The 24,677-nt window shown below is 58.8% G+C and carries 22 protein-coding genes; 1 reads left to right on the top strand and 21 read right to left on the bottom strand.

The features are described from left to right. From BUB04_RS17125 to BUB04_RS17045, 17 genes are all read right to left on the bottom strand, one after another. On the bottom strand, nucleotides 1-213 hold a 213-nt coding region (locus BUB04_RS17125; protein WP_143156541.1), incomplete at its 3' end, for a helix-turn-helix domain-containing protein. 254 nt (nucleotides 214-467) lie between these two features. Then, a complete protein-coding gene (locus BUB04_RS17120; protein WP_073041750.1) occupies nucleotides 468-1,367 on the bottom strand; it encodes a hypothetical protein in 900 nt (299 codons plus the stop codon). Between the two features lie 187 nt (nucleotides 1,368-1,554). Further along, nucleotides 1,555-2,559, bottom strand: coding sequence for a GHMP family kinase ATP-binding protein (locus BUB04_RS17115; RefSeq protein ID WP_073041748.1), 1,005 nt, complete (start codon nucleotides 2,557-2,559; stop codon nucleotides 1,555-1,557). Then, on the bottom strand, nucleotides 2,556-3,299 hold the full coding sequence (locus tag BUB04_RS17110; RefSeq protein ID WP_073041746.1) for a nucleotidyltransferase family protein: 744 nt from the start codon (nucleotides 3,297-3,299) through the stop codon (nucleotides 2,556-2,558). Before BUB04_RS17110 ends, BUB04_RS17115 begins: the two co-directional genes overlap by 4 nt. Continuing rightward, complete coding sequence (locus tag BUB04_RS17105; protein WP_073041744.1) at nucleotides 3,296-4,507, bottom strand: hypothetical protein; 1,212 nt, start codon at nucleotides 4,505-4,507, stop codon at nucleotides 3,296-3,298. Before BUB04_RS17105 ends, BUB04_RS17110 begins: the two co-directional genes overlap by 4 nt. A 1-nt stretch (nucleotide 4,508) precedes the next feature. Further along, a complete protein-coding gene (locus BUB04_RS17100) occupies nucleotides 4,509-5,780 on the bottom strand; it encodes a putative O-glycosylation ligase, exosortase A system-associated (protein WP_073041742.1) in 1,272 nt (423 codons plus the stop codon). Then, nucleotides 5,777-6,754 (bottom strand): glycosyltransferase, encoded by a 978-nt coding sequence (locus BUB04_RS17095; RefSeq protein WP_178372032.1) that lies wholly within the window; start codon nucleotides 6,752-6,754, stop codon nucleotides 5,777-5,779. Before BUB04_RS17095 ends, BUB04_RS17100 begins: the two co-directional genes overlap by 4 nt. After that, nucleotides 6,733-7,515 (bottom strand): polysaccharide deacetylase family protein, encoded by a 783-nt coding sequence (locus BUB04_RS17090; RefSeq protein ID WP_073041737.1) that lies wholly within the window; start codon nucleotides 7,513-7,515, stop codon nucleotides 6,733-6,735. The genes BUB04_RS17095 and BUB04_RS17090 overlap by 22 nt, the downstream gene beginning before the upstream one ends. Beyond that, the gene (locus BUB04_RS17085; RefSeq protein WP_073041735.1) at nucleotides 7,512-8,351 is read right to left on the bottom strand and encodes a formyl transferase; all 840 of its coding nucleotides are present in this window, start codon (nucleotides 8,349-8,351) and stop codon (nucleotides 7,512-7,514) included. The genes BUB04_RS17090 and BUB04_RS17085 overlap by 4 nt, the downstream gene beginning before the upstream one ends. Next, entirely contained in the window at nucleotides 8,330-9,568 is a 1,239-nt protein-coding gene (locus tag BUB04_RS17080; RefSeq protein ID WP_073041733.1) for a prenyltransferase/squalene oxidase repeat-containing protein, read from the bottom strand. The genes BUB04_RS17085 and BUB04_RS17080 overlap by 22 nt, the downstream gene beginning before the upstream one ends. A gap of 45 nt (nucleotides 9,569-9,613) precedes the next feature. Continuing rightward, complete coding sequence (locus BUB04_RS17075) at nucleotides 9,614-11,014, bottom strand: phenylacetate--CoA ligase family protein (protein WP_073041731.1); 1,401 nt, start codon at nucleotides 11,012-11,014, stop codon at nucleotides 9,614-9,616. Between the two features lie 7 nt (nucleotides 11,015-11,021). After that, entirely contained in the window at nucleotides 11,022-12,299 is a 1,278-nt protein-coding gene (locus BUB04_RS17070; RefSeq protein ID WP_073041729.1) for a hypothetical protein, read from the bottom strand. 34 nt (nucleotides 12,300-12,333) lie between these two features. After that, nucleotides 12,334-13,293: a glycosyltransferase gene (locus BUB04_RS17065; RefSeq protein ID WP_084076608.1), complete on the bottom strand. Its 960-nt coding sequence runs from the start codon at nucleotides 13,291-13,293 to the stop codon at nucleotides 12,334-12,336. 66 nt (nucleotides 13,294-13,359) lie between these two features. Then, on the bottom strand, nucleotides 13,360-14,259 hold the full coding sequence (locus BUB04_RS17060; RefSeq protein WP_073041727.1) for a glycosyltransferase family 2 protein: 900 nt from the start codon (nucleotides 14,257-14,259) through the stop codon (nucleotides 13,360-13,362). Further along, complete coding sequence (locus tag BUB04_RS17055; RefSeq protein ID WP_435051100.1) at nucleotides 14,249-15,199, bottom strand: sulfotransferase family protein; 951 nt, start codon at nucleotides 15,197-15,199, stop codon at nucleotides 14,249-14,251. The genes BUB04_RS17060 and BUB04_RS17055 overlap by 11 nt, the downstream gene beginning before the upstream one ends. Nucleotides 15,200-15,205: 6 nt before the next feature. Then, nucleotides 15,206-16,189, bottom strand: coding sequence for a glycosyltransferase family 2 protein (locus BUB04_RS17050; protein WP_218588511.1), 984 nt, complete (start codon nucleotides 16,187-16,189; stop codon nucleotides 15,206-15,208). Next, nucleotides 16,186-17,286, bottom strand: coding sequence for a glycosyltransferase WbsX family protein (locus BUB04_RS17045; protein ID WP_073041725.1), 1,101 nt, complete (start codon nucleotides 17,284-17,286; stop codon nucleotides 16,186-16,188). The genes BUB04_RS17050 and BUB04_RS17045 overlap by 4 nt, the downstream gene beginning before the upstream one ends. A 166-nt stretch (nucleotides 17,287-17,452) precedes the next feature. Between BUB04_RS17045 and BUB04_RS17040 the strand changes: the two genes are divergently transcribed. Then, nucleotides 17,453-18,742, top strand: coding sequence for a sulfotransferase (locus BUB04_RS17040; RefSeq protein WP_073041723.1), 1,290 nt, complete (start codon nucleotides 17,453-17,455; stop codon nucleotides 18,740-18,742). Here BUB04_RS17040 and BUB04_RS17035 read toward each other — a convergent pair. The 4 genes from BUB04_RS17035 to BUB04_RS17020 all read right to left on the bottom strand — a co-directional run bounded on the left by BUB04_RS17035 (nucleotide 18,708) and on the right by BUB04_RS17020 (nucleotide 24,090). Beyond that, nucleotides 18,708-19,775, bottom strand: coding sequence for a glycosyltransferase (locus BUB04_RS17035; protein ID WP_178372031.1), 1,068 nt, complete (start codon nucleotides 19,773-19,775; stop codon nucleotides 18,708-18,710). The genes BUB04_RS17040 and BUB04_RS17035 overlap by 35 nt on opposite strands. A gap of 560 nt (nucleotides 19,776-20,335) precedes the next feature. Beyond that, nucleotides 20,336-22,411, bottom strand: coding sequence for a glycosyltransferase family 2 protein (locus tag BUB04_RS17030; RefSeq protein ID WP_073041719.1), 2,076 nt, complete (start codon nucleotides 22,409-22,411; stop codon nucleotides 20,336-20,338). A gap of 78 nt (nucleotides 22,412-22,489) precedes the next feature. Further along, a complete protein-coding gene (locus tag BUB04_RS17025; protein ID WP_073041716.1) occupies nucleotides 22,490-23,434 on the bottom strand; it encodes a glycosyltransferase family 2 protein in 945 nt (314 codons plus the stop codon). A gap of 347 nt (nucleotides 23,435-23,781) precedes the next feature. Continuing rightward, nucleotides 23,782-24,090 (bottom strand): glycosyltransferase, encoded by a 309-nt coding sequence (locus BUB04_RS17020; protein WP_073041714.1) that lies wholly within the window; start codon nucleotides 24,088-24,090, stop codon nucleotides 23,782-23,784. Nucleotides 24,091-24,677 lie beyond the last annotated feature (587 nt).

The raw sequence follows: 24,677 nt of genomic DNA, 5'->3' as shown, positions 1-24,677 counted from the left end.
ATTTGGAAACTGCCGAAGCAAGGTCACAATATAATCTCGATAGGCGTCCAGCTGCTTGCGCCGTTCCCGGTGGCTTTGCTTCACCTCAATGGCCGCCTCATCCATGCGCAGATATTTCCTGACCGTGTTGCGGGATAGGCCCAGCTGGCGTGCGATGGCCCGAATCTTCAGCCCGTTGCCTTCATCGTAAAGCGCCTTGATCTTATGAATCACGACCCACTCCTTCAAAGTCTGCCTCCCACCTCCTTTTTGATTTTTCAGAGATGGGGTTGTACGGCCAAATCATCGCCAATGCATCCTCAAGGTGGGTCATTTTTGATGGCCGTAGGTGGGTCATTTTAGTTGGCCATTAACATTTTGTTTTTGCGACAAATGGCTCCCTCTCTCATACGTGGAAGCCGTCAGGCGGATATCGTGATACATTTAAATTGTGTTCTTGACTTGGACCAGGAATTCATTTGCGGGTATCAGGGAGAGCATTTAAGGCCTTCAATCACCTTTCTCGCACAGCGCACGTATGCACCGTCCTTGAAACGTTGAGATCCCACAAAATGGAGAAAAACACTGTCGTAATTGGCGTCGGGGCGGTAGCCGGAATATTTGGGAAATGGCAAAACAAAACCATCTTTGACATTGGCAACCAGATAGTTGGTTGTCACCTGTTCGCTTCCCCAGTCTCGCCACTTTTCTCCGATGACCCTCTTCATTTCTCCGGAAAAAGACTCAACCTCTTCGAGGCTGAATGATTTGGAACCAAACCCAGCAAACGCTGCGCATCCACGCACGTAATTCAGTTCCTCATAACGTTTCAACTTTTCGAAATTCTTCTCCGCAACCACTTGCACATGATTTCCCTCTATCTCTTTCACACGATCAACAGTTACTTTCATCCTCTCTATTTTTTGCCCTTTCCACGTTCCAAGAGTGAAGCTCCGATTCTCGGCAACAGCCCGAACGACTTCCGAAACCGGTCCCAAGGTCACCGTGTCGGAATCCACTTGAATCACATAATTATTCTGCACGAGCTCAACAACATGTAATAGTCGCTTCCAGCTAACATCATCGGGCGTCTCGTCGGAGTATACGGAATCCACGTGCAATATCATACTCGGTGACACGTGTTCAGAGAGAATATTCTTATCCTTATGAGTCAAAGTCCCATCATCTATGACAACCACCTCCCCCATTTTAAGAGAGGAATAGAGCGACTTGATTGCCACAAGATACATTATGAGGTCCGTATGACAGACAAGACTGAGAATATAGGGCCCGCCTTTTACAGTCTTCAGCGGAGGCGTCTCTAGGATTCCCCGGCAATAAAGATCAAAGGACATATGCTTGATTTTCTTCTTTAGTTGAAATAGCATGCATTCCTCCAGACAATATCGTTAAAGCAACTCAACCATCATTCATGACTCGTTGTCTACTTCGCCCGCCAACAACTTTTGCGACGCCTCGTGCATTTTTTATATACTTTACCATACTAGCAGAAGCCATGGAATACATAGGGCTATATTTGTATATTTCACGATATCCATTCAGACCACATATATTTTATATTTCCCAACTTTGTATCCCATGATTATCAAATCGAAACTCCACCACCTGGCCGTCCAACTGCTCCAGGCGCTCGGCGATCAGGTGCTTGCGGTCGAAGGGGCAGTAGAGCAGCAGGTAGCCTCCGCCGCCCGCTCCCAGGATCTTGCCTCCCAGGGCTCCCATCTTTCTCGCCTCTTCGTACATGGCGTCGATCTGGGGATTGGTGATGGCGGTGTCGAAGCGCTTTTTCATCTCCCAGCCCTGGTGCAGGAGATCGCCGAAATCGTCCAGCTTTCCGGTCAGGAGCGCCCGCTTGAGCTCGAAGGCCAGTTCCTTGGTGGCGTCCAGGGCCGCCACCACGTCCTCTTTTTTCTGCTGGTAGCTGGAGATCTGCCGATCCAGGATGTTGGCGGAAAGCCGGGTCTTACCCGTGTAGCAGAGCAGCAGGCGGTACTCCAGCTCATTCACCAGGTCCTGAGGAATTCTCAGGGGGTTCACCACCACCGCATCGCCGTGAAACTCAATGAAATTGAATCCGCCGAAGGTGGCCGCGTACTGGTCCTGCATGCCGCCCTTGATGCCCAGCTCGATCCGCTCGATCTGGTAGGCCAGCTGGGCGATCTCGTAGGGAACCAGGGGCTTCCGGAGCCACCTTTGAAAGAGTCCGATGAGGTTCACCACCACGGTGGAGGATGTTCCCAGGCCGGAGCCGGGCGGAGCGTCCGTGTGCATGAAGAGCCGAAAGCCGGTGGGGGCCCCCAGGTTCCGGATGACGGCCTTCACCAGGTCCAGCTCCCCGTCGTAGGGCAACCGGTCGTCGGTGTGGTACTTGGCCACGATGTCGTAGTCCAAGGACTGCACCTCGATGTGCCCGTCGCCGCCGGGGACAAGGGACGCGTAGGCGTACTTGTCGATGGTGGCGCTCAGAACCGCCCCTCCCCTTTCCTCGGGATAGGGAGGAACGTCCGTGCCGCCGCCGGCGAAACTGATGCGAAGCGGAGCCTTGCTTCGAAAGATCATGGCAGATACTCCCGTTCTTTCTGGGATTTGAAGAAGCTTTCCGGCGTGCCGATATCGATGAAATAACCCGGGGCGGCGAAGCAACCGACGGCCTCACCGCGCTCGATGAGACCCGGAAAGACCTCCTGTTCCAGGGATACGGGCCGCCCAGCCGGGATGAGGCCCAGAACGCGCCTTTCGAAGAGGTAAACCCCTCCGTTCACCCATCCCGGCGCTCCCGGGATTCCCTTTTTTTCGTTGAAGGAAAGGAGCCTTCCCCGGAAGTCCTTTTCCACCAGGCCGAACCGGCCGGCGTCTTCCACCCGGGTCACCGCCATGGTGGCCAGCCACCCGTTCTCTTCATGGAAGCGGGCCATGGCGGCCAGGGAGACGTCGAGGAAGGTGTCTCCGTTCAGGACGAAAAACGGCCCCTCCACGTGCCTTTCGGCATTTTTCAAGGCGCCGGCCGTTCCCAGAGGCGTTCGCTCCACCGAAAGGACCACGTCCAGCCCCCACGGGGCGCCGTCCCCCACATAATCCGCGATCCGCTCCCACAGATGCCCCACGCACAGCACGACCCGCTCCAACCCCTGGGCCTTCAGCCGACGGAGCAGCCGCCCGAGAAAGGGCTCACCGCCCACCTGCGCCAGGGGCTTGGGCCGGTCCGACACCACCGGCCGCAGCCGAGTGCCCAGTCCTCCGGCCAAAACCAAGGCGGTTCGGAGAGGCTGCCCTCCACATCGTCCGTGGAATGTGCTCATGCGGCCCTTTTCTCGTAACGATCCAAGATTCTTTCCAGCGCCTTGAGCAGGAGAAAACCGGGGACCACCAGCCCGGTCAGGCACGCCCAGGCCCTCAGGATTCGATCCTGCCAGATCCGCCGAAGGATGGCCCTGAGCCTCGGCAGGAGTCTCCGTTCCCTGAAGGACGAATGAGGTGAAGTCAGTGCATGGGCCAATTCCGCCGTGGTCAAGAAGACCACATCGCCGTATCTGTTGAGAGCAAGATGGTAGAGGCGGTCCAGCTCCCGGAAGGTCCTCCTGCAGGTTTCGTCGTCCCGAACGAAATTCCACCGATGGGTCTCCACCAACGTGGGGCGCCCCGCCAGGCGATCTCTTTGCAGGGCTTCCAGCACCTTTTCGGCCTTGTGCCCCAAGGAGGGCTCGAAGTAGGTGTTTCGAACCACGTAGATCTGACCGAAGCGGTTCCGAAGGCCGTTATGGATCAGGCCCGGGCCCTCCGGCACCGGGCGATCGGCGGCATCACGACCTCCGTATCGCCTTCCGGGCGTCACCACCACCCGCACCCCCCCTCGGGCCCACCCCTCCTCCACCGCATCGTTCCAGATAAAGGTGGGCGGCACGGCCACGATAGGAAGCCGCTCCAGCTCGCGGGAGAAACTCAAGGCTTCCCGGTAGGCCGCCCCGGCGAAGCTTTGCCGGCGGGCAGCTCGATCGTCACGCTGTCCATTGGGCAGCCATCGACTCTGGATCCTGGAAGGAAGGAGCTCCGAACAAAGGAATCCATCCCTGAAGAGCTTTGCGGCAGCTCGACCGCACCCCTTGAGGTAGTGCTCCACATCAGGCTCCCATCCGTGCGCCTGTCCATGAAGCTGCACCGAAAAGATCCCCTCCCCCGCGCCCCTTCGCACGACCTGCAGCAAAGGCGCACAACGTTCATGATTAAGACCGGCCCAGGATATCCTGGGAAAGCATTCAGGATCGGCTCGACTCAGAACCGGCGTTCGCAGCACGAGTCCCAGGGTCATGACGGGGCGGCGTCCCCGGTGGTCCCGGTGAGCTTTCAGGAGAGTCACGAGATCGTCGAGCACACGGGCATGGCCGGGGGGGCCCGGGCCCCAGTCATCACTTTCGACGATCAGCACCGTGCTCGAAAGGACCGGCTCGGCCAGGACCGCCCGAAGTCGTCGCACCACCTCGGAAAAAGGTCGATCTCTTCCTTCTCCCATCCTAAAAGAACCTGTAGTCCTGGATGGCCATGTCTTCTCCCGCCTTGTGCCTTTCCAGGAGCACTCGGCACAAGACGATGATTCCCACCAGGTGATAGAAGAGATCGAAGTAGGCCAGTCCCAGAAAAGACCCTCCCACCATGTACCCCACAAGGCTCACCTGAATCATGGATGCGGCATCGGCAAGCCACTGGGTCCGGGAATCCCCTCCGGCGTTTTTCCTTATCCAGCCGGCCGACCGCCACGTCATGAGGATCAAGGCCAGATAGAGGCCCAGGCCGATGAAGCCGTGTTCTCCGAGCACCTCGAAAAAGATGCTGTGGGCGTCGTGCACATCGTTGGGATTGGGCGCATAGCGATCGAACAGCCAACCTCGAAAACACTCGAATCCTCCCCCGATGGGCCGGTCCTTGGCCAGGTTGAAGGCAAACAACCAGGCATTGATGCGTCCCATGGCGGAGCCATCCTCTTCGTAGGTTTCGATGGTGTGCATCCGCTCGGCCCAGAAGGAAGGCATGAAGGAGAGGATGCCGTAGGCGGTCGCGGCCAGAAGAAGGGTGTAGAAAAATTTTCTCCGGGTCTTCATGATGAGAAAGAAGCTCATGGCAAGGGCTCCGAGAAACCCGCCCCGGGAGTGCGTGCCGATGACGGCCAGTCCCGTGAGGGCCATGGCGGCTCCCAGCCCCACCCGAATCCACTTTTGGGGCGTGGTGAGCTGAAGGTAGCGCATGAGGGGGATGGTCATGTTGAGGGCCAGAGCGATGCCTCCCCGGACGCCGATGAAGGTCTTCTCGGGACCGAGAACTATGAATTGCCCTCCCGTGACCAGGGTGAAGATGCCGCCCTTGACGCCGTAGAATCCCAGGGAGAGGGCGGTCACCCACAGGAGCATGTGGATCCGCTTGGGGGTGTTCATGACCATCATGGTCACGTAGGTCATGAGCATGATCTTCCACACCTTGTTCCACTGCTCCCAGGCCCCTTCGGGGTTCAGGGCGAAAAAGGTGGTCACGAACATCCACAGGGTGAAGACCAGGAGCGTTTTGGTCTCCCGGGTCCAGGGGATCCGCTTGGGCTCCTTCCAGGCCATGAGGGAGACGAGCGTGGCGATGGCCACCGTCTGGGCGAACGGAAACGTTTGGGCGAAGCCCCAGCAGAGCTTGTGGGGGTTCATGAAGCCCAGCCAGCACCAGGTGAGCACCCCCACCACGGGATTCACCAGGATGAAGGGGATGAGCCCGAAAATGACGGCGCTCACAAAGAGGTCTCTCATACGACCCGCCCTCTCTTGTCTCTTCGGTGCCGCGCGGTGCTGCCCGCGATCTGGCCCAGGAAGTGGCCCAGGATCATCTCCCGGCGAAGTGTTTGGGGCGGCTCACACCGGAGCGCCGCTTCCGCCCACAGGCCCAAGGCCCGAAGGGTCTGGGGCAGCAGGTAGAGCGGAACACCGGCCATCTTCCTTCCGGCGGGGAGCCCGTCCAGGAATCCCTTCTGGTATCCCGCGTTGAAGTGAATCCTTCGGAAGTAAGATCGCCGCAACTGGTGAGGCTCCACCTTGTGGTAAACGACCAGGGCGGGCTCATAGAAGATCTTTCCCCCCAGGCCGGAAAGCCTCCTGAAAAAATGGGTCTCCATCCCCTTGAAGAGTTCCCCGGCCTTCCTGCCCTCCCCCTTGCGGCCGTAGGACGTGTCGAATCCTCCCACGCGACGAAAGGCCTCCCGCGTGACCCCCATGTTACCCCCGAACGGGTAGCGCTTCACCCCGTCCAGGAAAAAGCCACTCTCGCCGTAATCCTGGTAGCCGAGAAACCCCCGAAGCTCCCCGTCGATCCATTCCGGCAGGGGGACGCCCGGATCCAGGTGGATGCGCCCCCCCACCGCATCCGCCTCCGAAGCCTGGAAGGCGTCCCAGGCCGATCGGAGCCAGCGGGGAGTCACCCGGATGTCGTCGTCGATGAAGAGGAGATACCGGCCGCGGGCCTCCCGGACCCCGCGGTTTCTCGCCGCGCTCAGGCCCTGCTCTCCCTCGAAGGCGTATCGCATTCGAAGGGGCAGGGTGTCGGCCAGGCGGGAGGCCACCCGGGCCGTGTCGTCGGTGGAGTTGTTGTCCACCAGAACCACTTCCCAGTGCAGGTCGTCCGCATCCCTTTGCCCGGCCAGCCCTTGCAGGCACCGGGGAAGGTTGTAGCTTCGGTTGTACGTGCAGATGACGACGGACAGGTCCATCAGCTCCCTTTTCCGATCCATCGGGCCAGGGCCCGATTCCAATAGTACTTGAGGGGATAGAATGGAGAAGCGTCGTTCATGGCGAAAGTGAGCTTCTGAGCCAGCCGCCATACCCGGTCGGTGCCGTAGACCTCGATTCGACGGAGCAGGAACCGGTCCGTCTCCCTTCGATTGAATCCGGACCGGGTGGAACACCCCAGGCCGTAGCCCGCGCGCTCCACCGCTTCCCTCACCGCGTCGGTCACCAGGCCGTAGGGGTAGGCGAAGGAGAGCACGGGCTTTCCCAGTCCGTCTTCCAGGACGCGCCGGCTGGAAACGAGCTCGTCTTCCACCTGCACCGGGGAAAGCTCGGTCAGCCTGGGATGGGAGGCCGTGTGGGAGCCGAAGGACACCCCCCGGTCGCTCATTTCCCGGACCTGGGCCCAGGAAAGCATCCGCCGCCGGGAAAACCCGCGTCCTTCCATCCAGTGGTTGGTTCGACCCACGGCGTCGGTCACCAGGAAGACGGTGGCCGGAATCCCGTAGCGTTCCAGGACGGGCCAGGCGTTTTCGTAGTTGTCCGCATAGCCGTCGTCGAAGGTGACGGCCACCGACCGGTCCGGCAGGGAAAGGCCTCCGGTGAGCGCGCTGTGGATCTCTTCGAGGCTCACAACCCGAAAGCCGCGGCGAACCAGGTAGGCCATGTGCCTTTCAAAGAGCGCCGGCGGACAGGCGAACCGGGCGTCCCGCCGCTCCTTCGGCTCGCTAACCATGTGATACATGAGCACCAGAAAGCGGCTCATGGGCCGGTCACCGTCACGGGATCGCCGTCGGCGGGAAACCAGGTCACCCGGCGGGGCAGCCGCACGCCCCGCAAAAGCCCGCGCCTCATTTTCCGCTCCAGCTCCCTTTCGTGCCGCCACAGGCGGTCCTTCACCTGGTAGAGGCGCCCTCGCTCCCTTTGAGCCGCCCCGAGCCTTTCCCCCCGCTCCAGGCGGTCCGTGAGCTCCGCGTAGACCTCCGCGCTGTCCCTTACGCCCCGCCAGAAAAGGGTGAGCTCGTCGTCGCCGTCCCGGACTTCGGGACACACGTGGGCGACAAGCCGGCCCGTGTCGATCCCCCGATCGATGTAGTGGATGGTGCAGCCCACCCTGTGAGGTTCTTCGTTGTAGAGGGCCCAGAAGGTGCCGTCCGCCCCGCGGTAGTGGGGGCTGAGTCCCCCGTGGAGGTTCACCATGCCCAGGCGCCCCTTGCCCAAGAGCTCCCCCCGGATGAGGGAGGTGCCGAAGACCGCGATCAGGTCCGGATCCAGCTTGTCCACCAGATCCAGTACGCGGGGATGGTTGATGTGGGGCACTTCATGGAGCAAATCGGGCCGTTCCAGCCGGGGGCGACCGTCCGGGAAGAAGAAGGCCGCCTCCCTGCCGCCCCGGTAGCGGCGCCGGTCCCGAATCCAACGCCACCCCTTGCGCCAAAGAAGACGCGGATTCTCGGCCCACTTGCGAAACTTTTCCGCTTTGAGTTCGCTTCCCGTTTCCTGGACCACGGCCAAGGGTTTCGCGGCCCGGCAGAGCCGGTTGGCCACATAGAGATGCCGGGGCGAGCGTCCGCACAGGATCATGATGCGGAGATCGGACATGGGAGTCCTTCCTTTGGGGGTCTTGTGTCGGATGGAATGGGGAGATCGGAGCTTTTCATCAACAGGGCGTCGGCGAAGAACTTGGCGGCCCAGTTGGGAAATTCGAACCGGGAGTAGGCTCCCCAGATGGGGTGGGAACCGGCCACGGCGCCGTCGTCGGGCCCGCCGGTCCCCGTGATGCGATGCCGGGACTTGAGATAGTTCACGGCCCTTTCGAAGGCCGCCTCGAAGCGCCCGTCCTCGTCCATCCCCACCTGCACCCATCGCTTCCAGATGATCGCAACCTGGGCCACTCCCGTGAGGCATACGTAGCGGCCCCGGGGCCGCCATCCTTCATCATAGGCTCCGGCCAGGGACCCGTCCTTTCGCTGAAGCCGCACGAGAGCCCTGGACGTCCGCAGGGCGGCCGCCACATAGCGGTCCCTGGAAAGGATCAGGCCCGACTCCTGGAAACCCCGCACGGCGTAGGCGATGGTGTGGGTGAACGGCGGCCGGTCGGCCACGAAGGCGTTGTCGTGAAACCAGCCCGCGGGATTCTGTCGGCCCAAGGCCCAGTCCAGGTTCCTTTCGGCCGCCTCCACCAGGGCCTTTTCGCCGGAGATCCGCCCCGTCCTGGCCAGGGCCCATGCGGAGCGGGTGTTGTAGGTATGGGGCACGCCGTTGTGGACGCTCCGGCGCCAGCATCCGTCCGGATCCTGGCGGCTCACCATCCACCGGCAGGCCCGCACGGCCGCCTCCAGGCATTCCGTCCGGCCCAGATGCACGTATCCCGCCAGAAGGCCGTGGACGATCTGACCCGTATTGAAGATGACCGGACGGCTCCCCGGTTCGCCGAAATGGCCGGGAAAAGCCCCGTCCTGGTGCTGCAGCGAAAGCTCCCAGTCCAGAATGCGCTCGGCCCGCTCTTTCCATTCCATCTGCCCGAGGACGGACGCGGCCGCCAGAAGGGTCTCCACCAGATATCCGCTGGTTTCCGGATAGCTGGGAAGCCAGCCGTCTTCGAAACTCCAGCCCGCGGACACACCGCCCTCGTCCGGCATGCCTCGGCGCACATCCTGTGCCCGGCGGATCCAGCCCAGCACCGCATCAAGATGCGCCCGGTCGTCCCTTCCGGCCCCGTTGGACGTCGGAAGGAGGTCACGGCCCACGAGCCGAAGGTGCTCCGGACGCCACGGCTTGTACCGGCGCCATGCTTCATAAAGAAGCCGCACGCTCACCCCCGTTCCTTCCCGGCACTCTCCAGCGCACTTCCGCCTCCCCACTCACCACTCACCACTCACGACTTCACGAAGCCCCCCCGGAAGGGGCACATGGCTCACCACGTAGCGGTGCTTTCCCGACGCCTCCGCCGGAATGTCGTCCACCAGGCGGATCGTCACCTTCACATCTTCTCCCAAGCGGGCTTTCAGGCCTTCCACCACCTGGCTCCGGCGCGCCTCGTCCCATTCCGGACCCGGCACCACCAGCACCTCCACATCGTCCACGGCGTGTTGGATGAATTTGAACCGGGCGACCCCCGGCGTGGCCCTCAGCACGTAGATCACGGCCAGGGCGTGCATGATGGTCCCGTCCGGTCGGGTGACGAAATCCGTGGTCCTGCCCGAGACCTCGCCCAGCACGTGAAGCCCGCGGCCTTCCCGACACGTTTCGTCCGTGTGGCGGACCACGTCCCCCGTGCGATAGCGGATGAAGGGTTGCGCCTGGGAGCACAGGCCGGTCATGACGGCCTCGCCCAGTTCCCCGGGTTTCACAGGGCGGCCGTCTCCATCCAGGACCTCCAGGATGATGCTTTCGCTCATGAGCAGCATCTGTCCCGCCGGGCTTTCGTGGGCCGTAAACCCCACATCCCGGCTTCCGAACTCGCTCGCCGCCGGCACCCCGAAAACCTCCTGAAGCAAGGCCCTCTGATGGGGATAGAGGGGCTCGCCCGTGGTGAAGACCGCCCTGAGCTCCCGAAGGCGCAGGTCCACGCCCTTTTCCCGGGCCCGGGCCGCCAACAGACTCAGGCTGCTGGCGTAACCGTACAGGCTCTTCGGGCGGAAGCGCCGGATGGCCTCGATGTAGGCGTCCACGTTGGGAAGGGACATCTCGAAGGCGTTGAGAAAGAGCTGGTTCACCAGGCGATCCCGAAAAAGCTTGATCCTGTCCGTCCGGCTGGGCTTGACGCCCGCGCCCCACAGCCACACCTGGGGATCTCCCGGTTCCACGCCCCACCAGCGCTGGGATCGAAATCGGCCGGCCGTATCGGACGCCTGGCGCCATCTTCCGAAGTAGAAGATGAGGGGCTCGCCGCTGGATCCACCCGTGTTGTAAAGATAGGCGCCTCCGGGGACCCCGAGCCAGGCGATGCGGTCCCGGTTTTCCCGGGCGTCCTTCTTGTCCATGGTGGGAAGGCGGCTGAGATCGGCCAGGGTCATGGACTGCACCGCCCTTTCGTTCAGCCCGGCGCCCCGGATTCTTTCCGCATGCCACGGACAGTGCCGAAGGGCGAGGGCAAGGAGCGCTCTGAGTTTCTCCGTTTGGAGGGCCTCGATCCGATCGCGGGAATCCCATTGGGTCCGCTCCAGTTCCTCCAGGTAAGCGAACGTGGGGCGTCCCAAGAGCCGCTCGTGCACCCGGTAGAGGGTTCCGTAGAGTTTTCTCGACCCGTTTTCCCGTCCCATGGTCACCTCACAAGACCGGCTTGAGGTTTACTACATACATCTGGCGGCTCCCGGTGTGCGCCGAATCGATGCAGACGGCGGTCCCGTCCCTGTTCCAGCGCGGGTGCAGATCGCAGCGGGTCTCGCCCCTGTATCGGGCAGGAGAGTGGAACCTTTCCAGGTTGATCCGTCGGCCCCGCTGCAGATCGTAGAGATAGAGCGTTCGCATGCCGTAGCCGTCCGGGTAGGTGTCGTTGAGGATCCATCGACCGTCCGGGGAAAAGCTGCAGTGGCCGTCTTCCTTCATGCAATCCCGCCCGACGACCCGGCACCGCCCGGTTTCCACGTTGTAGAGGTGAAAGGCGGGTCGTCCTTCCGGCCCCAGGGCCCATGCCAGAAGGTGCTCCTCGTCCTGCCAGTCGTAGTGGGAGACCACCCCCGTCGCAATGACGGACCGGAGACGGGTGCCGTCGGCTTCCGCCGCCATGAGCCGGGTGGCCCAACCCTTGGCGGGATGGTACCAGCGGTGCAAAAAGGCAAAGCGTGTCCCACGGGGGCTGAACTGCACGTGGTTCACCCAGTGCGGCACGTCCGTTGGGTACATGCGGGGTTCCGCGGCGGCGATCTCCTTCAGGGACAGAAAAAGTTCCGACGAACCGCTGCGCAGGTCCATCCACCACAGCCCGTCCCGCTCCGGAACCGATTCCCCGGCCCACGGGTCCGGCACGCCCGGATAGCCGTAACCCGGCCGAAACCTGTGCAGGCGGGAGAAGTTCAAGCTGACCGCGCTCGAACCGTCCGGACGGATGGCGTAAAAGGGCCTTTCATAGCGGGCTTCCACCGCCCCCTTCAGGTTGCGGACGAGCCCCACGAACCGTCCCCCTTCCCGATGATTATGACAAATAAGGGTATCCGGATCGCTGGGGTGCCACCGGAGCATGCATCCCTGTTGCCAGTTCCAGGCCAGAGTCTCTCCCAGGGGGATGAACCGGCCGTTCCCGTCGGGAGGGATCCAGCCCACTTCGGCCGCATCGTTTTTATCGGGGGGGCGGTCGGCGAACGGCACCCGGAGGGCCAGCAGCTTGTCTCCCGACCGATTCCACGGCGACTTGTCGTAGTAGCCGAAGAAATGGTGCATGGGTCCGAAGGTGACCGGCTGGATCAGGTTCCGGAGACGTCCGCAGTGGAGGCCCCGGTACAAGGCGGGCAAACGGGCACGCAGGGGCCCCTCCGCCCAGTCTTCCATCCGCCGGGCCAGGCGCCACGGCACCCAGGAAGACCGGAAAAGCAGGTTGGAAGGAATCATGGAGTCGTCCCTTTTTCTGGGGGCCGGGCGTAAATCACACAGATGCGCGGCCGGTACGTCGAAGGTCGAGAAACTTTAGCAGGCGCACGTAAACCGTGGAGGGCAGCAGTGCGGGAAGAAGGTACTTGAGGTCGCGCCGGCTCCAGGATCCATGCCTCAGGACGAATCGGAAAACCGTCCGGGCGCCGGCCAGGTCTCTTTGCCAGTAACACCGGTAGCCGCGCGCCAGGAGCGCCCCGTTCAGGTAAGAATCCAGAAGATCCGAGGGCACGTCAGCGAATAGTTCCGGGTGACGTTCGATGAATCTCTTTTTTACCACCCACACGTTGACGGCCTGTCTTCCCTGACGATCGGTCAACTGCCCGCCGCCGTGATGCCTGTAGTAGGCCAGAACCTTGGGCACCCGGACAATGGGATGAAAGAGGCCGATGCGAAGCCACAGGTCGTAATCCATACAGGTGAGCAGACTTTCGTCGAATCCGCCGACGGTGTCCAGGACGTCCTTTTTCACCAGAGCCGCATGGATGGGCCAGGGAGACGCCGAGCGGAGAAAGGCGTGGAGTTTTCCATCCTTTTCGTAGTCCGGCGGCACGTAGGGTTCGGCGCTGGTGCGCACCGCCCCCACGTTCTGCCATCCGCAGTAGGCCAGCGCCGCGTCCGAGCGCTGCAGCGTCGCCACCATCTCTTCGAGAAACGTGGGGGCCCAGTAGTCGTCGGCGTCCAGAAACGCCACATATTCCCCTTGAGCCTGACCGATCCCCTTGTTTCTGGCAGGATACGGACCTCGGTGATCCTGGCGCAGCAGCTGAACTTGGGGATACTGGGCGAGGATCTCCAGACTTTCGTCGGTGGAGCCGTCGTCCACCACGATCAACTCCACGCTCCGGTGGGTCTGACCAAGGACGCTCTCCAGCGCCTCGCGGAGATACGGCGCCGCGTTGAAACAAGGCATGATCACAGAAACCAGGGGGGAGTTTGTTTCGGCTTTTTTCATGCGTCTCGCTGTCGAATCCAACGGTTTATTCCTATTATTTCGAAATGTTGGGACGCACGACGCGCCTCAGAGCGCCTCGCCGCGAGCCATGGCCACGGCCAGCCCGGCCAGCAACCGTCCTCTTTTCAAGGGGGAAAGGCACAGTCCCCGCATGAGCAGCGCCAGGGCTCGGAGCTTCTCGCCACTGCGGTACTCCCACTTGGCCGCGTCGGAGAGGGCGGCCGCGCAGGACGCCCTCCAGAAGCCGCCGCGCAGTTGCCTGGGGAGCAGCCCCCGGTTCTTGTGAAGCACGGCCAGAGTGGCCTCCCGCATCACTTTCCCGTTGCGACTCATCCCGGAACCGTGGCGGACGACCACCACGAGGGGTTCGTCGAGGCAGGCATAGGAGGTGACGGAGGAGAGGCGAAGCCACATGTCCACGTCTTCCACGCTCCGGAGACCCTCGTCGAAAAGGCCCACACGGTCGAAGATTCGTCTTTGAACCACCACCCCGGACCCGCTTCCCGGCACGGCCGAGAGCCGCGAAAAGATGACGGTGGTCAGGCAGGATCCCTCTTGGGGACAACGCCACACGCTCAGAGGCGTGCCCTCTTCGGTCACCACGATCGCCGCCGTGGAGGTAAAACCGAGGGGAGGATCCGCCGTCATGAGGCTCATCTGGCGGGAGAGCTTCTGTGGAAACCAGAAATCGTCGGCATCCAGGAAGGCCACGTAATCGCCCCGGGCCGCCGCAATCCCCGCGTTCCGGGCACTGCTGAGACCGCCGTTTTCTTTCCGGATCACCCGAACTTCGTTCTCATACCCTTCCAGGATGCGGGGCGTCTCGTCGGTGCTGCCGTCGTCCACCACGATGATTTCCAGACGAGGATAGTCCTGGCCCAGGACGCTCCGTATCGCCCGTTCCACGCACCAGGCCGCGTTGTAGGCGGGAATCACCACCGAGACCAGCGGCAAACTAGAAGGCATAACCCAGCTCCCGTAGCGTGGGGGCCAGAACGTCCAGGACCCGTTCCACGGCTTGAGGATTCTGTACCTTCCACTTTTCCAGGCGCGGTGGGCCGCTCACCAGGCTGGTCTGGTGCTCCAGCAGGGCTTCGCAGCGCCGACGGACGACATCTTCGAAAGGAAGCCCCAATCTTTCAAAAACGCCCCGGAAGACGGACACCGGATCCACGAAGAAATCCTCATAGCGGATCCGGATCCAGCGGTCCCCCGGCACGAGCTTCTCGGCGTCCAGGGCCGCCCGGTTGGCGCTCACCCACTGGTGGGCGCACACCCGTTCCAGGGGCGCATCGTTGAACCGGCGCCAGTCGGGCGGCAGGAAAAAGGACCAGTCGTCGAAGCGGCCGCCGTCGATCCGGACCCGTTCCGGGAGCGGGCCCAGGAACTGACGCAGCGCGAAGCGCGGCGTCTGCTTCCAGCCTTCCATGAGCGAATTCACGTTATCGCGGCCGTCGCGATGGATGTAGATGAAGAAGGCCTTGGGAAAGAGCCGATGCAGGTAGGGAATCCGCAGGACGTTGATGCAGGTTTTATCCAGCACCCAGCCCGGCCCCAGCCTTTCGTAGAAGAATCGGAAAGCGGCGTTGCGGTGGCGGGGATCCGCATGGTGCGCCTCGGCCCCCTCCGAATGCCAGCCGTTGTGGTGAGGTCCCCACAATCCGTTCCAGAAGGTGGGAAGTTCGTAGCCGAAGGAAAGAAGTCGGCTTGACAGCCGAACGGTTTCGTAAGTCACCGATGTTCCAGCCCGCGAGCATCCCACGATGAAGACCGGATCCGGCATTGGCGGGCGCAACAAGGACCAGGCAATCCCCCGCAGGCCGAAATGGAGCGCCCGAAGATTTTTGGCCCGGATTTCGGGATCCTTCAGTTTTGCCAGTTTGTCAAAAGAACTACACAAATCCACCGATGCCTACTCTTTCCCCTTCCCGATTGCGGACAAACTTTCATCCCTGCGCCTCAATCGATAGCCGTGAATCTCCCCCAGCGCGCCGGCCAGGCGCATGGCGTAAAAGCGGCGCCTGGATGCATCCGCCGCCGAGACCACCAACCGAACGAGTCGGTCGAAGACCTTGATCCACATGAAACGAGGAGGTGCGGTCCCATCCGAGGGCATGGATCTCTCCAATCGGACCACGGATGCGGATCTTTCGAAGGATTTTTTCATGAGATACGCCAGCCGGAACCGGTCCGGATCCACGTAGTGGTACTGAACCATACCGGGAACGTATTGTAACCGTTCCCCTTGGGCCAGGGCCCGGCGCACCCATTCGATATCTTCCGCACCGCCCAGGTTGTGCCCCACGGGCCCGAAGTCCGAACGAAACGGACCCACGCGGCGGAGCACCTCCCGGCGGACGGCCAGGTTTCCCCCGCCGGGACAAGGCCCGTCCACGCCCAGCGGTCGCTCTTCGTCTCCCAAGTCGAAACGGGGCACCGGCAGGGGATAGAGCCTGTACGGGCCCGTATCGTGAACCCAGGCGGGCTCGCGCCCGTCCCAGTCGGGAAGGATTCTTCCGCAGAAGAGCCCGGATTCCGGATGGCGCTCGGCGGCCTCCACGAGGCTTCGAAGGTACCCGGGATCCACCCTGTGATCGTCATCCACAAAGGCGATGAGCTCCGCCGTCTCCAGGGTGCGCAATCGGTTCAGGGCGTGCGCTTTTCCCAGTGCGGGTTCCCGGACGTGGCGAAACGACCACCCATGTGGACCCGCACCGTTAACCGCCATGTCCGTCAGCCACTGCTCCGTGCCGTCGGAACACGCATTGGCCACGACAAGAATCTCCCCCCGGCAACCGGCGGGCCGTTGCGCCGCATGGATCGATGCGATGGTGCGGCGAAGGAGGTCCAACCGGTTGTGGGTGCAGATGGCCACCGTGACGGCGTCCAGACTCACGAGGCGCCTCCACCTGGTTGGAAGGTCCGCAATTCATCTAGCAAGGCTTCCAGGTATCCGTGGCCGTAGCGCAGATCCGGCTCCATGTAGTTTCCTTCCGCCCACTCGTTCCAGGACTTGAGGAAGACCAGACGCTGGTCGTCTGCCCGGTCTTCCACAAAGCGGAGCGCATCCCGGACGTTTCGACGAAAGAGCTCGGGGTTCGATTCATGAAAGACAAGACCGCGCACTCCGCTTCGAGGCGTATTGTCCCAGTTGGGAATCACGCAAGGGTATGCGTCGAACTTCGGCTGCGAGCGCGGAACGAAGAAGGGCACGAGATCTTTGTAGGAATAGACGGTGAGTTCCTTGGGTACCCGATGGAGCATCTTCTTGAGCGGTCCCCAGGCCCCGTTGGACGGCTCGCCGTACACGTTGCGGTAAAAAGGCGCCAACCGTTGCAGGACCGCCCCGTCGTACCCCAGGGGCCGCAGATCCTTGCCGCTCAGATGCAGAACGCCCAGGAGATAAATTCCCTTGAAGCCGGCCTTCACGGCATTTTCCCGCCAGAAATCCGTCACTCTTCGGGCATCCGGCAATTCATCGGGGTGATACACAATAAAAAGCGGCTTTCCGTCCACCTTCACGTAGCGATCGTCCTCAAAGGCCCGGAGCAGGAATCGAAAGTGCTCGGCATGATCTTCCATGCCCGGATAGGTCTGCTCCATCAAGATCTTGTCGGAAGCCCCCTTCCAGATCCCGCTCCAGGTCTTGTTGGCCCAGCATAGGCAGAAGGGAAAGCGGGGTTCTCCGGAAGTGAGCACTTCGTTGAAGGGCCGCTCCAGGAGTCTTCGGCCGTTTCCGAACCAGTAGTGGTAGTAGCAGAAGGCCTCGATTCCATACCGTTGAGCCATCTCGGCCTGGGCCTCCCGGACCTCGGGAAGCCGCAGATCGTAGAAGCCCAGATCGGCGGGGATGCGCGGCTGGTAGTGACCGGGAAAGAGAGGCTTGGCCTTGGCCACGTTGGTCCATTCCGTGAATCCCTTCCCCCACCAACGGTCGTTTTCCGGTATGGGGTGAAACTGCGGAAGGTAAAAGGCGATGACTCTGGCTCTCATCTTCGACACCCAATCCGTCTCGCTTCGAGTGTGCTCGGCACGCGGCGGCTGCCGCGGATCAACCACTCGCACCTTGCATCCCGAAGTTTCTGAGGGTATTTCCTTTCCACCGACTCAAAGACAGAACCCGTTTCCGCCCCCCCTAGCCACGGAGATCCAGTGCACCATGGAAACCCAGCAGCCCAAGATTTTCGGAATCGGTCTTTCCAAGACGGGAACCACGAGCCTGGCCAACGCTTTGGCCATTCTGGGCTACCGAGTGAAGGACAACCCGGGCCTTCGGCATTACACGCCGGGATCGCTGCCTGACGAGTTGATCACCGTAGTCGATGCCCACGATGCCGTCACCGACACGCCGATTCCCAGTTTCTTCAGGCAACTCGATGAACGGTATCCCGGCTCCAAGTTCATCCTGACGGTTCGTGACCGTACCGCCTGGCTGAGATCCTGCCGCAAACAATTCACCCAAGCCCACGCTGAAAAGCAGAGTGAAGCCCACCGGCGGCTTTTCATGGATCTCTATGGATGCGTCACGTTCGACGAAGACAAGTTTTCTTCCGGTTATGAACGCCACCTGAACCGGGTGCTTGAATATTTCAGCGACCGTCCCGAAGATCTGTTGATCCTGGACATCACTGGGGGCGAAGGGTGGGAGAAGCTGTGTCCGTTCCTCGGACGATCCATTCCGGACCAGCCGTTTCCCAAGGCGAATGTCACCCGCATCAGCTGGCTGCCCATGGATGCCATAGCCGACATCGTGCAGGAAGCCGCAGAAAGTCTTTCTCCGGCTCTCCCCTGGCCTTGGAGACGACTCCGGGGAGCCCCCCTGAACCCCACACGCGTGGCGAAAATCTTTCTTGCCTCGGCGGTGAGGATTCTGAACCCTCTTGGTCCCGACCTGGTCTGCAGTTATCTCCACCGATTGATCTCCAGACGGCTGGAATCCGTTGATCCGAGCATCCCCATCGTCTCCCCGCTTTCCCCCGTGCCCGCATGGGAACAGAGAAAACGCTGGAACCACCTGTGGTACGTGGACACCGGTATCCGCGTTCTCCCCGGCGCAAAGGCCTCCCCAGCGGGACGGATAAGCGTTGCCCTGATTCAGGACGGTCAGCCCCTCATGGGGGCGGTCTATGATTTCCACAAGGACACCCTGATCTGCGGGAGAATCGGGAAAGGCGCGTTCGTACAAGACGCCACCGAGGGCCGTAGAAACCTGCAATCCTTCGGGGAATCGGCTCCGACGGCCGTCGTGGCCTGTCTGGGAAAACACCTGGGTACCGGCTCCGAAGACCCCATTGTCAGGGCCGGCACCATGGAATGGGAGACCGCGCCTGTGCATGCCATTTTGAGAGCCCTCGGAATGGAACTCCAGGAAGCCGCGACGGGCAGGACCCTTCGATACAATAAACGGAGCCTTGTCAATCCGGCCGTCCGAATCGCAACATCTCCCTGACCCAGGCCCAGCGCCCCGCCCTGTCTACCCCTCGGATCAGCACGGAGCGGGGGCCCAGGCGTCGGGCGTTTTGAGCCACGTATTTTTCGGTGAGCAACAAGACGGTGAGGGTTCGCGACGGGTGCCTTTCCACCTTGCGGACAAAGGACTCCGGGGTAAGGTGGTCTTCATAATACCGAATGGCATGGCGGCGCATGGCTCGTGTGCGCTCCGATGGCATTTCCAGTGCGCATTCCACCGCGTTGATAAGGCTTCGGGCATCACCGAAGCACAGGCACTCGACGCCGTCTCGGAGATCGGGGTCGAACCATTCGGGGTAGTTGGTGATGGGCACGGTCCCCACCGCCATGGCTTCCACGATGTTGTGGCACATGGGCATCACGATCCCCGGCGGTGCCAGAAAGAAATCGGCCCGGGCCAAGACCTCCAGCCAGATTTTGTCGTCGATCCAAAGCCGGCTGGTATCGAGCAGCACACATTTACCTGCGCAACCGTTGATTAAGAGCGCATCCAGCTGGGATCGCTCGTGCACAAAAAACACCCGACCAGGAAGCTTTTCCCGAATAATTCCAACGATCCTAGCCCTTGGGAGCTTCGCCTGCGGATAAGTCACCCACGTCTTGTCGTAGCCGCGGAAATCCCCTGAAAAGAGAATTCGAATGTCCTTCTCAGACGATCGAAGAGTTTCGATCCTTTCCGTCGTCCCGTGCTCGTAATGAACAGGATGAATCGGGAAGGGCAAGATCAACGGTTTTTGGAAATGGTATGCCGAAAAAACATCGAAACCCAGCTGGATACTTTTGGACCATTTCTTTCCGACCAGCTTGGGATCAGGCATATCAAAAACATATAGCGCTCCCTCGCTCTCCCTGGGCACCTTGTCAACGATTTCTACTTCAGGCAGCTGCACCGCTTTTTCAGCGAGCCGCGGGATATCCCTATTTCCATAATCCATTTGAACGAAGCATTTAAGTCCAGCCTGAACAAATGTGTTTACAACCCAGTAAACCAACCTTCCCTGCTCAGCCAGCATGGAGTCTGTGGAAAACCTGAGGTAGCAGATCCTTTCCCCTGAATTCACCATTCGCACGATCGCTTAATAAGGCCCTGAATCAGTGAATAGAAAGGCGGCAGAACGACGGTGGGGCACTCAAAATCCATTTCGCGGCTGATTGACGGCCGGTTATCATTCCCCCGGCGGCCTCCTGACCGGTCCACTCTGACCGGCGCTGAGGGGCCCCGGCCTGGAGCACGCCGGACAGCCAAAAAACCTAACACATCCTTAACCCAGGGGGACCATTTCTAAGTGTCGTTAGGGGACCGGTTCCTCGTGTCGCTTGACATACAGGCCCAAATCACGCGCGACATTCACCCACAGCCCCGGGTCTCAGTCTTTCCAATGATAGAGGGCTTTAGTCGTCAGCCGAATCCCCCTTTCACGTCTGTCCGTATCGCCAATCTCTCTCGAAAGGAAGCCTCCTCTGGACATACGTGTTTGCCACGGAAAACGAAAACTCAGGGAAGTTTTTTGGGGCTTCCGATGGATCCAAAAGGGCCCGCAACGGCGTTGACATGTGTTAGGAAACCGTCAGTTTACGTTGGCCGAGAATGAAAACTGAGAACTCTTTTGAGGAGGGGGAGAAGTGCGAAGCGTAATAGATGAGCTCTCCTTTTTTGAACTAATTCTTTGAAACATTTAAAGGGATCTGATAATATATTTTCAGACATCACAGTGCCCACAAATTCATTTCTTAATTGAATTGTGGAAGACATCAGAATATCGAATAGAGACCTCAATAGCCCCCCCCTGTTGATAAGTTCTTTATCATATTTGGTATTGAGATCAGCGCAAAACTTCATCGCCCGATCTTTATCGCCGCATATCAGATAGACACTGAGCCAAGCCACATCTCTTGCAATGTCGTTATAGTACTTATTTATAAGTTGACTCATGACTAACATATTAATCCTATTATAAGATGCATTGTCATTCTTCCACCTGTATTCCGCCACATCTTTTGGGACATGCAAGAATTCGCATTCCCGGGCCAGGCGCAAGAAAAATTCCCAATCTTCCATGCACGGAAGCTCGGAATTCACAAGCCCAGATCTTTGAACGAGACTCCGTCGGAAAAGTATGGCGTTTACAGGTATGAAATTGGATCGTTTCAGTTTCTCGTAGCTATAAGTCCACTCTTCCTCCGGCTTACGGACCCTGTAGTATTCGACAAACTCCCCGTTGCTCCGGGTACCGTAGACCCTCGGCACCGTCCCGTAAACCAAACCCACCTGTTTGTTTGCCTCGAGCGCCTTAACCAAAACCTCTAAATGCCAAGGGTAGTATATGTCATCATCATCCAGAACTCCGATGTACTTTCCACGGCACGCTTTCAGTCCGCTGTTCCAGGCCTGCGAGGGACCGAGATTCTCACTGTTGGCAAGATAGCGCACAGCATCACTGGAAATCGATTCAACAACAGGCCTTGCGGCTTCCTTTCCGCTATCGTCAACGACGATCACCTCAAAATCAGGAAAGGTTTGGTTAAGAACACTCCTAATCGCCGTCTCAAGCTCACGCGGGCGATTCCCCACGGTCCTGATGATCACGGAAACCGTGCAAACAGGCTGAGTAAAGGAGAGGGGCTCTCTTTGTGAAAATGCCCTTTCAAATTCCCCGGCCCTCTTCTTCAGGATCTCCCACCCTTGGGACTGTGCGGGATTTTTAGCCAACGAGTCCACCAAGCACATGAATGACAGCCTTTTCTTGCCCTCGTCATAATAGAATTCTGATAATTCGAGGGCCGCTCTCCATTTGTCGTTACCATGAACATACTCTAGTTTTAAGTTTGTTGCTCGGTCCGAAAAATCTTTCAGCCCACCTCTTTCTCGATAGGCCTCGCCCGTTTGAACAAAGTATGCCCCCAGCACCTTATCCCTCGGGCGCACACACAACAATTCAAAGATCTTGCGCTGATAATCCACCCTGCTGTGAGTAAACTTTTCAACATATTTTTGGCGGAGACGCTCTAACTCAATCCGATCATCGGTCTTCACACCTTTATTTTTCCGCACAACAAGAACCTCTGGAACGTTATCAATTTGCGCAACTTCGGATACCCTTATGATGAAGTCGTAAATACAAGATCCGTCATGAGCTGCCCTCAAACCCTGTACCTTTTCTACAACGTCCCGGCGCACCAAGAGAGATTCCCAGGCCACAGGGACGCCAAAGAACAGAAAATCCTTCACCTTATTCGCCCCGCTCGGAAAATAAGACGACGCATAAACACGACCATCTCGTTCCCAATAGCCAACCCCAGCGCCCAAGACGCCCAAATGCTGGTTCATGGCGGCAGCTTTAACTTGCCTTGCCAAACGATGAGGCAATGAAACACTTTCTGGATCCTGGACGGCTATGTAGGGGGACTCTGCGCTCTTTAACCCGACATCAATAGCCACATATTTGTTGTCCCCCTCATACTTGACCAACCGGAGCCGATCGTCCCCAAAGTGCCGCAAAAGGGTCTCCGCCGCTTCCGGGGAGCCTACTAGCAAGCATTCAGTCACATCAATCGTCTGAGCTAGCGCGGACTCAAGGCTCTCCAGGACAGAGCCAATGTCAAAAGGGAGCATACAAATAGGGAACACAACAGACACAGCGAAGCTCATTTGCGCTTTCCTGGGCAATCAGCCTTGACGATATAATTAGCAAGAATTACACATAACGCTGCTGACTATTCTCCGAAATTATCTTCTTGCATAATATCTTATATAGTTACAAATAAGTTCCCGCAGCGCCTTTAAAGCTTTTCTTGATAGAATACTGCACATTAAGGATCGACACAACATCTTGTTTGCTGCTTTTTTCTCACCTGCTTTCGTTAGAATGTAATACCAATCAAAATATTCATTTCCCAGGGTGTTTCGTGCACCAATCAAATTTGCCCACATATTGGGAAGGATTAGATTATAGCATAACTTGGTTTCTTCAATTCGATAATGCTTAGCCATTGCCAAACGACATAATTTAGCTGATCTATGTTGAAGCCTTAACTTCTTTGCTGATAATTGCAGCGGATGGATTCTATAATAAGTGAGGAATTCTTCGACGTTCAAACCTATCCCGCATTGCAATAACCTTAACCATAGACAATACTCCTCAGCGTAAGGATACCTGGAATCATAGCCACCAACTGCCAGAGCATATTCCCTCTTAAAGAGAACAGCTGAATGACAAAATGGATTTCGATAAATTATAGTCTTTCCGATATGATCCGGTTTTGAAGGGGGTTTCAAGGGATGAAATACTGTATCTTTCGAATCAATGAGATGAATCCAGGATCCCACAATTACATAACGAGGATCTGAATCCATTATTTCAAACTGCCTTTCCAACCGTCTGGCATCCCACATGTCATCCTGATCTATAGGCGCGATGTAGAAACCTTTAGCCTCAAAAAGCCCCCTATTCCTAGTTCTGGAGATTCCTAAATTCTTATCATTTCTAATGATCTTAATGCGGGGATCGTCAAAAGAGCATAAAATCTCCAAGGATTTGTCAGTCGAGCCATCATCCAACGCGAGGAGTTCAAAATCATTGTAAGTTTGCGATAAAACAGATCGGATAGATCTCTCTAGAAATCTTTCCCCATTGCAAACAGGAACAACAACGCTTATTCTCGGTCCCGTCATTTGAATACATCCTCAGATTAGTAAATATATTTTGATGAATATTTTAGATAAATCAATATAATCAGGACATACACGCACAATTTATATACATCAATAGCAGCAAGGCAGCTACATATTGATGTGAGGAGACTAGGAGAACCTATGCTATGTTATACATTCAGAATCAGGGGCGGACACAGGAATAAGAATAATTTAGGACTTCGAAGGATTCGGAAATTGCAACGGTATGTTGCCTGTGCCTTGCCCCCTCTAGAACAGAACTTTTAAGCGCTTTCGAGCAGTTCACGGAGCCGAAGGTCACAACTACTCTCGAAAGAAAAACCCGTCGGGGAAAATGGGTAATGCACTCATTCCGAGACGCGAGTGACGATCGTATCGTTATTCAGAATACACAGATATTCGCAGCCGATTTTTAGGGCATACCGGATACCCACGTTGTTGCCGCCGGCGTAGCCGAGATTTCGGCTGTTTCGCAGGATCACAACCTCGGGGAAGGCCTGTCGTATCGCCTCAACGGAGCCGTCGGACGAGGCGTTGTCCACCACGATGAGGCGACAGCGTGGATAGTTCACCCTGGATAAGGAATCGAGGCACTCCAAGGTGTCTTCCTTGCCGTTCCAGTTGAGCACAATCACTGCGATTTCCGGCTGTTTCATGGAACGGATCCTTTGTGCGAAGGAGCTTCACCTCGAGCTTGACGGCGGCGTCAGGCAGGTCGCTGCAAGGTCTTTCCGTTTGGGAATCGGCAGAGGGCATAGGCCTTCAACGCCCGTCGCAACGCCTGCTTTTGCGGGTCCCCAAGATTCCTCTCGAGATTTTTTCGCCACGTCAGCACCTGCCACCACGTTCTTTTCAACCAGTCAGCGTCCCTCATGGAACCCCATGAAAACCTCGGTACCGTCGCGTTGAAGGCCCGCTTGAATTCTCGGATGAGAATTTCAAGCCATTCTTTCCACGAACAATGGGTTTCGGCCCAGAGCAGTCTCCCCAAGACCCCTTCGAATATCGTTTCAGGCGTCTTGCGGGACCCGGGCGGGCCGCCGTACGGCGCCCAAACCTTGGCGGCGGGAACGTACGCGCAGCAATACCCCGCACGCCTCACCCTGTAACAAAAATCATGAACCTGCCACTCTCCGCCCATTTTCCCATGTGTTAATGGCCAACTAAAATGACCCACCTACGGCCATCAAAAATGACCCACCTTGAGGATGCATTGGCGATGATTTGGCCGTACAACCCCATC

The organism is Desulfacinum infernum DSM 9756 (assembly GCF_900129305.1).
Classification (GTDB): Bacteria; Desulfobacterota; Syntrophobacteria; order Syntrophobacterales; family DSM-9756; genus Desulfacinum; species Desulfacinum infernum.
This window is presented reverse-complemented; position numbering and strand designations above follow the sequence as displayed.

Excerpts from the sequence above, each read along its gene's own strand:
- BUB04_RS17085 (WP_073041735.1), bottom strand. The coding sequence starts at position 8,351 with ATGTCCGATCTCCGCATCATGATCCTGTGCGGACGCTCGCCCCGGCAT.
- BUB04_RS17115 (WP_073041748.1), bottom strand. The coding sequence starts at position 2,559 with ATGATCTTTCGAAGCAAGGCTCCGCTTCGCATCAGTTTCGCCGGCGGC.
- BUB04_RS17095 (WP_178372032.1), bottom strand. The coding sequence starts at position 6,754 with ATGGATCGGAAAAGGGAGCTGATGGACCTGTCCGTCGTCATCTGCACG.
- BUB04_RS17090 (WP_073041737.1), bottom strand. The coding sequence starts at position 7,515 with ATGAGCCGCTTTCTGGTGCTCATGTATCACATGGTTAGCGAGCCGAAG.
- BUB04_RS17040 (WP_073041723.1), top strand. The coding sequence starts at position 17,453 with ATGGAAACCCAGCAGCCCAAGATTTTCGGAATCGGTCTTTCCAAGACG.
- BUB04_RS17060 (WP_073041727.1), bottom strand. The coding sequence starts at position 14,259 with ATGCCTTCTAGTTTGCCGCTGGTCTCGGTGGTGATTCCCGCCTACAAC.
- BUB04_RS17035 (WP_178372031.1), bottom strand. The coding sequence starts at position 19,775 with ATGCTGGCTGAGCAGGGAAGGTTGGTTTACTGGGTTGTAAACACATTT.
- BUB04_RS17075 (WP_073041731.1), bottom strand. The coding sequence starts at position 11,014 with ATGGGACGGGAAAACGGGTCGAGAAAACTCTACGGAACCCTCTACCGG.
- BUB04_RS17020 (WP_073041714.1), bottom strand. The coding sequence starts at position 24,090 with ATGAAACAGCCGGAAATCGCAGTGATTGTGCTCAACTGGAACGGCAAG.
- BUB04_RS17105 (WP_073041744.1), bottom strand. The coding sequence starts at position 4,507 with ATGGGAGAAGGAAGAGATCGACCTTTTTCCGAGGTGGTGCGACGACTT.
- BUB04_RS17110 (WP_073041746.1), bottom strand. The coding sequence starts at position 3,299 with ATGAGCACATTCCACGGACGATGTGGAGGGCAGCCTCTCCGAACCGCC.
- BUB04_RS17025 (WP_073041716.1), bottom strand. The coding sequence starts at position 23,434 with ATGACGGGACCGAGAATAAGCGTTGTTGTTCCTGTTTGCAATGGGGAA.
- BUB04_RS17065 (WP_084076608.1), bottom strand. The coding sequence starts at position 13,293 with ATGAAAAAAGCCGAAACAAACTCCCCCCTGGTTTCTGTGATCATGCCT.
- BUB04_RS17100 (WP_073041742.1), bottom strand. The coding sequence starts at position 5,780 with ATGAGAGACCTCTTTGTGAGCGCCGTCATTTTCGGGCTCATCCCCTTC.
- BUB04_RS17045 (WP_073041725.1), bottom strand. The coding sequence starts at position 17,286 with ATGAGAGCCAGAGTCATCGCCTTTTACCTTCCGCAGTTTCACCCCATA.
- BUB04_RS17070 (WP_073041729.1), bottom strand. The coding sequence starts at position 12,299 with ATGATTCCTTCCAACCTGCTTTTCCGGTCTTCCTGGGTGCCGTGGCGC.
- BUB04_RS17120 (WP_073041750.1), bottom strand. The coding sequence starts at position 1,367 with ATGCTATTTCAACTAAAGAAGAAAATCAAGCATATGTCCTTTGATCTT.
- BUB04_RS17030 (WP_073041719.1), bottom strand. The coding sequence starts at position 22,411 with ATGAGCTTCGCTGTGTCTGTTGTGTTCCCTATTTGTATGCTCCCTTTT.